The 12,104-nt window shown below is 69.5% G+C and carries 13 protein-coding genes; 4 read left to right on the forward strand and 9 right to left on the reverse strand.

Annotated features, from left to right (window positions below):
- Positions 1-231: 231 nt before the first annotated feature.
- Entirely contained in the window at positions 232-558 is a 327-nt protein-coding gene (locus B7R87_RS18670) for a hypothetical protein (RefSeq protein WP_078902203.1), read from the reverse strand.
- Positions 559-730: 172 nt separating this feature from the next.
- Between B7R87_RS18670 and B7R87_RS18675 the strand changes: the two genes are divergently transcribed.
- On the forward strand, positions 731-988 hold the full coding sequence (locus tag B7R87_RS18675; RefSeq protein ID WP_040915101.1) for a GntR family transcriptional regulator: 258 nt from the start codon (positions 731-733) through the stop codon (positions 986-988).
- A gap of 90 nt (positions 989-1,078) precedes the next feature.
- Positions 1,079-2,023 (forward strand): hydroxymethylbilane synthase, encoded by a 945-nt coding sequence (hemC, locus tag B7R87_RS18680; protein WP_006347509.1) that lies wholly within the window; start codon positions 1,079-1,081, stop codon positions 2,021-2,023.
- Here the strand turns inward: hemC and B7R87_RS18685 are convergent.
- Both B7R87_RS18685 and B7R87_RS18690 read right to left on the reverse strand, forming a co-directional pair.
- On the reverse strand, positions 2,016-2,999 hold the full coding sequence (locus tag B7R87_RS18685) for a hypothetical protein (RefSeq protein ID WP_078902202.1): 984 nt from the start codon (positions 2,997-2,999) through the stop codon (positions 2,016-2,018). The two genes, hemC and B7R87_RS18685, sit on opposite strands and share 8 nt — an antisense overlap.
- Positions 3,000-3,906: 907 nt before the next feature.
- The gene (locus B7R87_RS18690) at positions 3,907-4,125 is read right to left on the reverse strand and encodes a hypothetical protein (protein ID WP_040915099.1); all 219 of its coding nucleotides are present in this window, start codon (positions 4,123-4,125) and stop codon (positions 3,907-3,909) included.
- 580 nt (positions 4,126-4,705) lie between these two features.
- On the opposite strand from B7R87_RS18690, the gene B7R87_RS18695 reads away from it, so the two are divergent.
- Positions 4,706-5,557, forward strand: a complete 852-nt coding sequence (locus B7R87_RS18695) for a transcriptional regulator (protein WP_332903354.1) — start codon at positions 4,706-4,708, stop codon at positions 5,555-5,557.
- Positions 5,558-5,673: 116 nt separating this feature from the next.
- On the opposite strand, the gene B7R87_RS18700 is transcribed toward B7R87_RS18695, so the two are convergent.
- The 6 genes from B7R87_RS18700 to B7R87_RS18725 form a co-directional block, all read right to left on the reverse strand.
- Positions 5,674-6,165 carry a DUF3180 domain-containing protein gene (locus tag B7R87_RS18700; RefSeq protein ID WP_006347505.1) on the reverse strand — a complete coding sequence of 164 codons (492 nt, stop codon included), beginning with the start codon at positions 6,163-6,165 and terminating at the stop codon, positions 5,674-5,676.
- Between the two features lie 50 nt (positions 6,166-6,215).
- Positions 6,216-6,803: a 2-amino-4-hydroxy-6-hydroxymethyldihydropteridine diphosphokinase gene (gene folK / locus B7R87_RS18705; RefSeq protein WP_006347504.1), complete on the reverse strand. Its 588-nt coding sequence runs from the start codon at positions 6,801-6,803 to the stop codon at positions 6,216-6,218.
- Positions 6,800-7,159 (reverse strand): dihydroneopterin aldolase, encoded by a 360-nt coding sequence (gene folB / locus B7R87_RS18710; RefSeq protein ID WP_006347503.1) that lies wholly within the window; start codon positions 7,157-7,159, stop codon positions 6,800-6,802. Before folB ends, folK begins: the two co-directional genes overlap by 4 nt.
- Positions 7,160-7,314: 155 nt before the next feature.
- Entirely contained in the window at positions 7,315-7,800 is a 486-nt protein-coding gene (locus B7R87_RS18715) for a nuclear transport factor 2 family protein (protein ID WP_006347502.1), read from the reverse strand.
- On the reverse strand, positions 7,797-8,645 hold the full coding sequence (gene folP, locus B7R87_RS18720; RefSeq protein WP_040915097.1) for a dihydropteroate synthase: 849 nt from the start codon (positions 8,643-8,645) through the stop codon (positions 7,797-7,799). Before folP ends, B7R87_RS18715 begins: the two co-directional genes overlap by 4 nt.
- Before the next feature lie 71 nt (positions 8,646-8,716).
- On the reverse strand, positions 8,717-10,546 hold the full coding sequence (locus B7R87_RS18725) for a phosphatidylglycerol lysyltransferase domain-containing protein (RefSeq protein WP_006347500.1): 1,830 nt from the start codon (positions 10,544-10,546) through the stop codon (positions 8,717-8,719).
- Positions 10,547-10,933: 387 nt separating this feature from the next.
- Here B7R87_RS18725 and B7R87_RS18730 point away from each other — a divergent pair, with 387 nt between their 5' ends.
- Positions 10,934-12,046, forward strand: coding sequence for an alpha/beta hydrolase (locus B7R87_RS18730; RefSeq protein WP_006347499.1), 1,113 nt, complete (start codon positions 10,934-10,936; stop codon positions 12,044-12,046).
- Positions 12,047-12,104: the final 58 nt, after the last annotated feature.

Raw genomic sequence — 12,104 nt, forward strand, 5'->3', positions numbered from 1 at the left:
GCAGGTGCCGAACGGGGCTTGTTCTCTGCCCTGAGACCTAGCGAATCTCGTCGGCCGGTGATGGCCCGGCGCCGTACCTCACCGCGTCCTCGGGGCATGCGTACTGGACCAGCGGGGCACTGCTTCCACGCTCCATGACCCCGACTTCAACAGGGGCGGACGTCCGGCGTCCGCAGTGCACGCACCAGGCGGTGAGCGGTTCCGGGGTGTCGTTCACAAGGGCATCGCGGGTCATGCGGCCACCCCCCTCGTGACCTGGTGGACGCCTTCGGCGACGTACGGATAGTCGACCCCCGCGAGAGCGAGGACGACGGCCAAGCGGCGTTCCCGTTGCTTCCAGGCTTCTCGCCGCCGTTCGATGTGCTCCGGAGCCATATAGGGCGGGATGCGGAACGGCTCGCGTGTGGGCACGGTCCGGGCGAGGACATGAACCGGGACGGGGCTGCGGGGGGTGCAGATGACGACCGGTGCGGGTGGCTCGGGGGTGCGGTGTCGTCCCCGAGCGGGTAAGCAGAAGCAGAGCACCCATGCGAATGCACGGGCGATAGAGTCGCGCATGTCGTTTCAGCTCCCTTGAAGCTGATCGGCGGAGCCCCGAGCGGACCGGTCCTAAGCGGTCCCTCGGGGCGTTTTCGTGTTTGACGCTAGACCAACCTGTATAGGTCCGTCTAGCCCTGTTCAACTCTGTCTAGTCGGGTGACGGTACAGGGCGGTGGCTACGCTCTGCGGTATGGCAGCGCGTGAAATCGACCCCCGGGCCCCGGAGCCCCCTTATCGGCAGATCGCTGCCGACTTGACCGCCGAGATCGCGCGAGGCGACTTGGCCCCGGGCAGTCCCCTGCCGTCCGAGAAGGAACTCACGGAGCGGTACGGGGTCGCGCGGAACACGGCGCGGAGCGCGCTCGGCGTTCTTCGGGAAGCGGGTCTCGTATACACCGTTCCGGGGCGGGGCACGTACGTGACCGACCGGCCCGAGGGCGTCGTGTAGCGGCGCCGTTTCCGACCCGGTGTCTGCATGAGCACGCGTACGAGCCCCATAGCCTGGTGACACTCTGTCAGGCTTCGGAATGGGGTCCCTGTGGCCACGTACCTTGTCGGTTCCCGCGCCAGCAACCTCGCCAAAGCGCAAGTGCGCGAATATCTGCGCCCCTTGCGCGAACGGCTCCCCGGAGTCACCTTCACGCATCGGGTGATCCTGGAAGGGGGCGACAAGGACCGTAAGTCGGCTCTGTCCGCCGTATCGGCTGTCAGCGGCGGATCGGCGTTCAGCAGCGAACAGGAAGCGGCGCTCGCCCGGGGTGACGTCGATGTGGTGGTTCACTCGTTGAAAGACCTTCCTACGTCGAACCCGCAGGGGCTTACCTTGTTGGCCCCGCCCGGACGTGAGGACGTGCGCGACGCTCTGTGCGGGTCCACCCTCGCGGGGCTCCGGAAAGGGGCCCGGGTCGGCACGGGAGCTCCTCGCCGCGTTGCTCAGCTACTCGCCGTGCGTCCCGATCTCGACGTTGTGCCCATCCGGGGGAACGTCCCACCCCGCCTCAAGAAGATCGAAACCATGGGGCTCGACGCCGTGGTCCTCGCGGTGGCGGGGCTTCGCCGGCTCGGGCTCGATGACGCCATCGGGGAAGTGCTGCCGCTCGACCTCTTCCCGCCGAGCCCGGGACAGGGCGCGCTCGGTATTCAGGTCCGGACGGATGACGATTCAGCGCCATTGCGCGCTCTGCTGTCCGCGGTTGGGGATGCGGCCGCCGATGCTGCGGTCCGGGCCGAGCGCGCGCTTCTTGCCGAACTGCACGGGGGGTGCAGTGTGCCCGTGGGCGCGTACGGTGAGACCTTGCCCAATGGGGAACTCTCCCTCGCGGGTCAGGTCACGTCACTGGACGGACGCGTACGGGTCGCAGGGACCGTGACAGGTCCGTCTGCGGAACCGGAGAAGCTCGGCGCATCCCTGGCCACTCTGCTCATCGACCAGGGAGCGCATGCGATCCTCGACGAGGTCCGGGCCGCTCTCGGCTCTAGGTGAGCCGACGCGCGATGTCGAGAGCTGCATAGGTCAGGCTCGCGGATGCGCCCGCGCGTTTCAGCATGGTGAACAGCTCGACCAACAGCCGTAGGTCTCGCGTCCCTGTTGCCGGGTCCATGCGGGCCAGGGTCTGGTACTCCCCGGACACCGAGAACGGGAACAGGGGCGCGCGAGTCTGTGTCCGTAGCGTGGCGAGTACGTCCGCCGTGAATTGCGCGGGCTCCAACAAGATCATGTCGGCCCCGTTCGTTTCCATCTGTAAGGCCGTGTCGACGAACTGATCGGCCTTGCCGGGGTTGATCTGGAACTCTCGGTCGAGTCCTGCTTTCGGAGTCGCACCCATCGTTTCGCGGAACGCGTCGTACAGGGAACTCCAGAAGATCACGTGGGGCATCACGCTGACCCCGTAGTGTCCGGTCTCGTCCAGCGCCTTGCGCGCGGCGCCCACGGTTCCGAGCACCATGGACGCCGGACCGACGATGTCCGCTCCCGCCTCCGCGTGGGCGAGTGCCTGCGCAGCAGTAGCCCGGACGGTGGCCCTGATGTCTGGGCGTCCGTGCTGGTCCGTGAGATAGCAGAGCCCATCCGGGGTGTACGAGCACAGGCATGTTTCCGTCATGACCGCGAGGGCTGGCGCGGTGTCCTTACAGGCATGGATGGCGCGGGACATCAGCGAGTCGGCAGCCAGTGCGACTTCGCCGAGGGTGTCCCGCTCTGCGGACTCCGCGAACAGTTTTACGGACCGGATGCCGAGTTGTGCGGCCTCCCGCACCACGGCGGGAATCTCGGCGGTGGTGACGGTGGGCATGGGCCGGTCGGCGGGTTCTTCGGTGACCAGGAGCACCATGCCGAGATCGGCAGGAGTGAGAGTCTGCGGTTCCAGCAGGTTCCGAACGGCTCGGCGGGTACGTAACGGGCTGGTCGCCTTGGTCGGGGGTGGAAGCTGCGATGGTTCGGTAAGGGTCACGGTGTCCATCCCTGGCTAGTCGGGTTCGGTCGTACGGCACTTGCGGACAGGCTTCGTGGATTCCGCCCCGCCGGGTGTGTCGCATGGGTGGGTGACGTCCCTTGTGTGTGGGGGCGCCGGGATTGCATGGGCGATCCGAGGTCTGCTCATGTCTGCTCGGTGAGGCCCCGGACGGAAGTGATGCGGGGGTCGTACTGACCGAGGAAGTAGGCCGCGCCGACGGCTGCGATGAAAACGGCCTGTTCGTCGCTCGGTTCATACGAGTGCCCCGGGTCGTGGCCCTCGTACAGACCACAGTCGGTTCCCCTGTTCAGGCAGTTCCGGCAGTGCGTCCGGGCGTGCATCCCCCACTCGAAGCTATTGCCGACGCGCCACCATGTGAGCCAGACATGCCCTGGGTCCGGTTGCACCAGTTCCCACACCAGGCCGACGTGTCGGCCACTGTGACGAGTGCCGAGCGGACATTGGATCCGCGCCTTGAATCGTGCGGGATCCTCACCCGGGAAGCACGGGATCACCAGTTCCCGTATCTCTTCGCACACCACCAGCTCTTCCCCGCAGACAAAGGAGGCCCCCTTCCCCGGGGCAGTCACAGTTGCCCGAGGATGGAGAGGGCGATCACGAAGGCGGCGGTGATGATCTGCACGGTCATCCACACCGCCTCCGTCACTGCTGCCCGCCGGTCGATGATCTTCATGGAACTCCCTTGCTGCTGCGCTGGTTTGTTTTGGCGACGGCTGCACTGAGCAGGTCGGACGTGGTGACCGGGCGAAGATCGCCGGATCGTGCTTCCCATTCGCGTCCGCCTGTGAGCGGCCGGAGGGAGTAGCGGGCACCAAAGCGGTCCATGACCCGTCCGATCCGGTTGGACCCGGCATCCCGGACGATGTCGTCGACCTGTGGTTCCCACGAGCTGTCAGTGACCACGGCCGTACCTCCGGCGTGCACTGATCGACTCGCCCTGAAGGATCCGGACCAGCCCGGCCCGGCAGCGGATCAGGGTGTCCCGGTCCCGGACATAGCCGGCACGGGGCACCCACGCCGGGGCGAGCCCCCAGAAACCGCCCGCCGTAAGGAGATCTGCGAGTGCGTCTGGATCGCGGGTCTGCCCGCGGAGTCTGCTGTGCCGGTTCACGTCGCCCTCCTTTCGTAACCTTGCTCGCAACAGGTAACCGGTCAGCTACGCGGAGCGGTAGCGTGGAGGGCGAGGCAGGACTTAAGAGCTTTAAGCCCCCGCTTGACGCAGAGGTGATGCGCACATGGTCATGAACGAACCGACCAGGTTTGAGCGCCTGTACCAGCAGACCGGTTGGACCATGCGGCAAATGGCGCAGGCTGTGAACCGACTCGGCACGGAGTGCGGTATCCCGCTGAGATACCGGGAGCCGTCAGTGCACCAGTGGCGCGGCGGCGCTCTGCCTAGGGATGTCGTGCGCCCGCTCGTACTGGAGGTTCTATCGCGGCGATTAGATCGTCCGGTGACCGACTTAGAAGCCGGCTTTCCTGTCGCATGCACCCAACTCGCCAGTACCGTAGAAGGATTACTAGACCTGGGGAGCTGTGACATGGATCCGTCCCGGCGTGGCGTCATGGGAGCAGCAACTGCCTTTTCCGTAGCTATGGCTACTCCAGCGTGGGCCGATGTGGCCGGACGGATGGAAGCAGTACAGAGTGGGCGGCGCATCGGCATGCCCGACGTCGACATGGTCACGAGAATGACCGATCGCCTCGCCAAGCTCGACGGTGAATTCGGTGGACGTCGAGTGCGCCCTATGGCGTCTTCTTTCCTCGTCAACACGGTCGTTCCGTGCTTGCGCGCCGAAGCGCCGTCCGACGTACGGAGCGCCATGCTGTCCGCCGCAGCCTTTCTGAGCTATCTCACCGGGTGGATGGCCGTTGACGAAGGCGCACACGGGCTTGCCCAGCGTTACTACACCAAGGGCCTTGAACTTGCCGGAGCCGCCGGGGACCACAGCACGTACTGCCATATCCTCCGCGGCATGTCCGTCCAGGCCGCAGGGCTCGGACACGGCCCATCCGCGGTACGCCTCGCCAACGCTGCAACCGCATCAGCGCCGATCACCGGGCCGCGGATGGTTGCCTTCATGGCGGGCCAGCAGGCACATGCCTACGCCGTAGCCGGAGACAAAACGGCCGCGTTCGGCTCCCTCCGGGAGACCGAAAAGGCTCTGGACCAGGCGAGTACGACGACCACGTTCGGGGGGTTCAGCGCATCCACCCTGGCCTACCTGTCCGCGCAGGTTCGCTACTCCCTGGGAGACGTGCCGGGCAGCATCCGGTCCTTGGAGGAGCACTTCCGGGTACGCGACGACGGGGATTCGCATCGCAGTTTCCTGCGGTTCAGCGCGCTCCTGGCGGAGCGGCGCCTTGAAGTCGGTCACCTGGAGTCTGCGTGTGCCACATGGAACGCTGTGCTCGACGACTATCCGACGATGCAGAGCGGCCAGGTCGACCGGCACGTTCAGCAGATCGCGGTCCGACTGCGGCCGTACCGTTCCAACGCCGTCGCGAGAGCTACCTATGAGCGGGCAGCGAGCGCTGCTTAGCCCTTGTTAGGGCAGGATCGTGGTGGTCGGCCGAGTGCGAGATCAGAAGCATCTCGGTGGCGTGGGGCAGCTTGTGTGATCAGACCCCTCAGTGGAAGGTACCCCCGCCGGAGGCGTTACGCCGGGGCGTGGCCCTTCGGGTGTGCACCCGGCTCCGGGTCGTCCGGGAGTTTGCAGACCCGTTCCAGGAACAGCGCCGCCGCCACCACCGCGGCGCCCGCGAGGACCGAAGCGCCCGCGTAGATCGCCTGGTCGCGGCGGGCCGGGACGTCCAGGGAGCCGAGGAGGAAGACGCCCACGCCTCCGTACATCCCGCTGATGAGCGCCGCGACCAGCGCACTGGCCTGGCCGAAGACCAGCGCCCGCGCGGCCATCAGCGGCTCGACGCCCTTCGCGTCGGGCCGCCGCTCGCGCTGGGCCTTGAGGCGGGAGCGCAGGGAGAGCGCCGTCGCCGTGAGGACCGCGGCGATCACGGCCAGCACGATCGGCGCGGCCAGCGGCACCGCGGGCAGGGTGCCCAGGGAGTCCCACAGCCGGGCCGCCGCCCAGGAGAGCACTCCCGCCACGGCGAAGAGCCCGGCCAGCACCCCGAGGTGTAGCTGCTTCACCGGGCGCCCACGTCCTTCCGTCCTTCGTATGTCTGCAACGAGCCTAACGACTACTCGGGCAGCCGGAGTTCCAGATCGGCACGGACGGTGACGCCGTCCCGGCCCACCGCGGCCAGCAGCCCGGCGACCGCGCCCCGGCCCGGCAGCTCGGCGGCGGGTTCCACGTCGTGCCACGGGGCGAGCACAAAGGCGCGCTCATGGGCCCGGGGGTGCGGCAGGGTGAGCACGGGGTCGTCCGAGACCACGTCCGCGTACGCCACGATGTCGACGTCGATGGTCCGCGGGCCCCACCGCTCGTCGCGCACCCGGTCGTACGCCTCCTCGATGGCCTGGCCCCGCTCCAGCAGGGACTTCGGCGGGAGGGTGGTGCGGACGACGACGACCGCGTTGAAATACGCCGGCTGGGAGCCGGGCTCGACGCCCCACGGCTCCGTCTCGTAGACCGGGGAGACCGCCTTGACCCGGACGCCGGGGGTGTCCTCCAGCGCGTCGACCGCGCCCTGGAGGGTCTCCAGCCGGTTGCCCAGATTGGCGCCGAGGGCGATGACCGCCCGGCGGGGGTTGGACAGGGTGGTGTCCGCGGCGTCGACCTGCTCGACGACGGACGCGGGGACCGGCTGCACCGTGGGGTCGCTCATACTCGGCTCCGCCTGATCGTGATCGTCACATCGTCGAAGGGCACGGTGATCGGCGCGTCCGGCTTGTGCACGACGACCTCCACCTCCTCCACGCCGTCGTACTTCAGACAGGCCTGGGCGATCCGCTCGGCGAGGGTCTCGATGAGGTCCACCGGATCGCCCTCGACGATCGCGACGACCTCCTCGGCCACGACCCCGTAGTGGACGGTCTTCGCGAGATCGTCGTCGGCGGCCGCGGGCCTGGTGTCCAGTCCCAGCTCCAGGTCGACGATGAAGGTCTGGCCCTCCTCGCGCTCCCGGGGGAAGACGCCGTGGTGCCCGCGGGCCTTGAGGCCGCGCAGCGCGACACGATCCACGCGAATCACTCCTGCTGTCGATAATCGGTAAGCCGTCTGTTGTGCTTCTGCGTCGTGGTCGGCCGGAAGGCCGGCGGGGCGAGCCGCGTACCGCGGGTGCCTCTGCCCGTTTCGAATCTACCTGCGCCCACTGACAGCATTCGCGCCCGGGGGGTTCAGCGCCCCGCGGCCTCGTCGTCGTCCGGCGCCGGGCCCGCGTCGTCGGCTGTCTCTTCCATGAGCACCGGCGATCCGTGGTGCGACCAGAGCCGCCAGCCCTCGGGGGTGCGGCGGAACACGTTCGTGGCGACGGCGTGCTGGCCGACCAGCGGTCCCAGCTCCCCGGCCGACTCCGCGGGCCCGCCGCTGAGGATGTTCTCGGTGCAGGTGACCACCGCGGTGTCCCCGGCGACCTGGGCCCGGACATCGGTGAGGAAGAACTGGATGTACTCCGTGTGCGCCATGATCAGCGCGTACGAGCGGAGCACCTCGCCCCGCCCCGACAGCACCGGCCAGCCCGGGTGGACGCACGACACCCCGTCGTCGAGGAGCCACAGATCGTCCATGGCGGCGGCGTCGCCGCGCTCCAGGGTCTCGTAGAAGGCGGCGTTCGCGGCCTCGACCTCGGCGGTCCGGGGATCCCGGGTCTCCTCGGGGCTCACCGGGCGGCCCCGATAGCCCGGGCGACCCGGACGGCGTCGGCCGTGGCCCGTACCTCGTGCACCCGGACCGCCCAGGCGCCTTCGTACGCGGCGATCGCGGAGACCGCGGCCGTGGCGGCGTCCCGCTCCCGGGCCCGCGGCGGCAGCCCGTCCCTGGTGTCCCCGGCCAGTACGCTGCCGAGGAATCGTTTCCGGGAGGCGGCGACCAGCAGCGGGCGGCCCAGCTCCTTGAGGGCGTCGATCCTGGCGACCAGCGCGAGATCGTGCGCGGCCTCCTTGGCGAAGCCGAGACCGGGGTCGATGACGATGAGCTCCGGCGGGATCCCGCCGTCGACGACCGCCTCCATCCGGGTCCGCAGCTCCCCGACGACCTCGGTGACCACGTCTGTGTAGACGGCCCTGCTGTTCATGTCGTGGCTGAAACCACGCCAGTGCATGACCACGAAGGGAACACCCGCGGCGGCGACCGCCGGGACCATCCCCGGGTCGGCGAGGCCCCCGCTGACATCGTTGACGAGGACGGCCCCGGCGGCGACGGCCCGGTCGGCGACGCTCGCCCGCATGGTGTCGACGGAGACCGTGACGCCCTCCGCGGCCAGCCCGCGCACGACGGGGACCACCCGCCGCAGCTCCTCCTCCTCGTCGACCCGGCTGGCGCCGGGCCGGGTGGACTCGCCGCCGACGTCCACCAGGTCGGCGCCGTCCGCGACGAGGTCTATGCCCCGTTTGACGGCGGCGGTGGTGTCGAACCAGCGACCGCCGTCGGAGAAGGAGTCCGGGGTGACGTTGACCACGCCCATGACCGCACAGCGGTCCCACTCCGGCAATCCGCGCAACGTACTCATAGGGCCAGCGTAGGCCGTGCCCCGGTGGATCACGCGGGGTGCCGTCCGGGCCCGCCGGGCCTGCGTACGGTTCAGGCCGCGCGGCCCACCCCGGACGCGGCGCGGGCGGCCACCGGGATCACATGGGTGCAGGGGCGCTCGGGCCGTGGCGACCGGCGGGCCGAGAAGGGGCGGGGCGGACCGGGCGGGACGAAACCTTCCGCCTGCATCGCCGCGAACCCGATCCGCGGCAGGTCGCCGCTCTTGCGGAAGACCACGAACCGCGGCTCCCACCGGGGCCGGAACTTGGCGTTGAACTTGTACAGCGATTCGATCTGGAACCAGCGCGACAGGAACACCAGCAGCCCCCGCCACAGCCGCAGCACCGGCCCCGCGCCGATCTTCTCGCCGCGGGCGAGCGCCGAGCGGAACATGGCGAAGTTGAGGGAGACCCGGGCCACCGAGAGCCCGGGCGCGGCCTGCAGGGCGGCCACGATCAGCAGCTCGTTCATTCCGGGGTCGGCGGAGCGGTCGCGCCGCATCAGCTCCAGCGACATCCCGTCCGTACCCCACGGAACGAAGTGGATGATCGCCTTCAGATCGCCGTACGGGGAGTCCGGATCGTCCTTGTGGGCGGTGGCGATCACCGCGTCGCCGTCCGCCGGATCGCCGATCCGCCCGAGCGCCATGGAGAAGCCGCGCTCCGTGTCCGTACCGCGCCAGTCCTCGGCGGCCCGCCGGACCTGCGCCAGCTCCGCGGCGGAGAGGTCACGGGCGCGGCGGACGCGGGTGGTGTAGCCGTTGCGTTCGATCCGTTTCACCATCTGGCGCACATTGCGCATCGCGCGCCCGCCGAGGGAGAAATCCGCGACGTCCACCACCGCCTCGTCGCCCAGCTCCAGGGCGTCGAGGCCGGTCTCCCGGGTCCAGACCTGGCCGCCGGTCTCGGAGCAGCCCATCACGGCGGGCGTCCACGAGTGGGCCTTCGCCTCGTCCATGAAGCGTTCGATCGCGCCGGGCCAGGCCTCGACGTCACCGATGGGGTCGCCGCTGGCGAGCATCACACCGGACACCACGCGGTAGCAGACCGCGGCCTTGCCGCTGGGCGAGAAGACGACGCTCTTGTCCCGGCGGAGCGCGAAGTGGCCGAGGGAGTCGCGGCCGCCGTGCTGGGCGAGCAGCTCGCGCAGCCGGCGCTCCTCGTCGTCGGTGAGCCGGGCCGTGGGGTGCTCGGGCCGGAAGGCGAAGTAGATGGTGGTGACGGCGGTCAGCAGGCCGAGCGCGCCCAGGGAGTAGCCGACGGTCCAGGAGTCGTCGCCGGTGTAGGCGATGGGGCCTTCGAAGCCGAAGAGGCCGTAGAGGGTGTGCTCCAGCCGGTCGGCCAGTCCGGCGCTGCCGATCTCGTGGCCGGAGTGGGTGCTGACGACGACCAGTCCGAGGCCCAGTGAGCCGCTGCCCATCAGGACGAAGTTGGCCAGCGCCTTCCAGCGGCTGCGGGGGTCGGGCAGGGCGGAGAACTGGCCCCGGTGGAGCAGCAGCAGGGCCAGCACGGCCAGGGAGACGACCGTACCGATGACGGACTGCCGGTAGGCGAACTGGAGGTACGCGCCGAGCGGCAGCAGGACGACCGCGGCCCGCCAGGCCCGCCGCTTGTGCCGTTTGAGGCCGTGGGCGAGGAGCAGCAGCAGGACGCCGACGGAGAGGGAGAGCGCGGCGGCGAAGGGGCCGGTCGCGCCGGGGAGGACCTCGACGAGGGCGTGGGCGGAGCTGTGCCGGAAGCGGGGAAGGATTCCGGAGGCGATGTCGATCAGGCCGACGAGGGTGCAGGCGGTTCCGACGAGGGCGGGTACGGCTTCGGGGCGGGGGCCGCGCAGGATCCGCCGGGCACCGGTCGTGGCCCGCTGTATTCGTTCCCTCATCATCCGTTTCCGTTCCTTCTTCGTTCTCTGCGCCGCCGTCCGTCGCGCCGTCCGTCCCGCCGTCCGTCCCGCGGTGCGGGCTGTGGGCTGCCCGGTGGGCCGGGTCGTTTTCCGGCCCCGGTGACTCTCCGTACCGCCGATCGGGTCCGCCGCTGGGGAACCGATGATGATTTGTCACCATCTAGGGGGTCGGACATGGCAGTGCTGTGCTCCGGTGCGTCTCGTGTTGCGCGAGAGGTTGCTGTGCCCGGGGGCCGTTGGTCGGACGGCACGGGCGATGTGCGCCCTGTAGGACGGAAGTCCTTCTGACCGGGTTCCGTACCCGAAGGGGATTTCTGATCGGATCGACAGGTCCCGGTTTCCGGGGCCCGGACAAGGAAGGCCGTGCTCATGGGGCTGACCAGTACCCCCGTCCTGGCCCTGGCCGTCACGGCGGCCGTGCTGCTGTTCGCGGTGACGATCTGGCAGTGGCCGCGGCTCGCGGGCCCCGGCTGGCGGGCGCTGACCGGCCGGATCGGTCTCTTCCTCGCCACCCAGGTGGCCGTCTTCGCCTCCGTCGGCCTGGCGGCGAACAACGCGTTCCTCTTCTACGGCTCCTGGGCGGACCTCTTCGGCCAGGAGCAGGACCTGGGGGTCGTCGTCGACCATTCGGCGGGCGGCAAGCGGGTCAAGGTGATGGGGGTCCAGTCGCTCGACGTCCCCGGCGGCGGCCGGCCCGAGAAGGGCGGCCGGATCCAGAAGGTCGCGGTGGAGGGCGAGAAATCGGGCATCAAGAGTCCGGCGTACGTCTATCTGCCGCCCGAGTACTTCCAGCCCGCGTACGCGAAGAAGCGCTTCCCGGCGGCGATCGTCCTCACCGGCTACCCCGGCACCGCGGAGAACCTGATCAAAGGGCTGAAGTATCCGCGGACCGCCCACGAACTGGCGGCGAAAGGCCGGATGCAGCCGATGGTCCTGGTGTTGCTGCGGCCGACCGTGGCACCGCCCCGGGACACCGAATGCGTGGACATCCCGGGCGGTCCGCAGACCGAGACGTTCTTCGCGTCCGATCTGCCCGCCGCGGTCTCCGGGGCCTACCGGGTCGGCACCGGGCCCGCGAACTGGGGCGTCATCGGCAACTCCACCGGCGGCTACTGCGCCCTGAAGATCGCGCTCCACCACCCGGACCGGTTCGCGGCCGGGGCCGGACTGTCCGCGTACTACAAGGCCGCCGAGGACACCACGACCGGCGACCTCTTCCACGGCAGGCAGGAGCTGCGGAACCACGCCAACCTGCTGTGGAGCCTCGACAACAAGCCGCCGGGGAAGACGTCCTTCCTGGTCGCCACCTCCAAGAAGGGCGAGTCCAACCTGAAGGACACGCTCCGGTTCATTGAGAAGGTGAAGGAGCCCGCCCGGGTGTCGTCGATCACCCTGGACAGCGGCGGGCACAACTTCACGACCTGGCGGCGGGAGATCCCCCCGGCGCTGGAGTGGCTGAGCGGCAGGCTGACGGCGGGGTGACCACTCCGGGCCGACCCCGGGCGCGCCGGAGTGTTGTCCGCGCCCGGGGGCGGTACGG

It is taken from the genome of Streptomyces tsukubensis (genome assembly GCF_003932715.1).
Classification (GTDB): domain Bacteria; phylum Actinomycetota; class Actinomycetes; order Streptomycetales; family Streptomycetaceae; genus Streptomyces; species Streptomyces tsukubensis.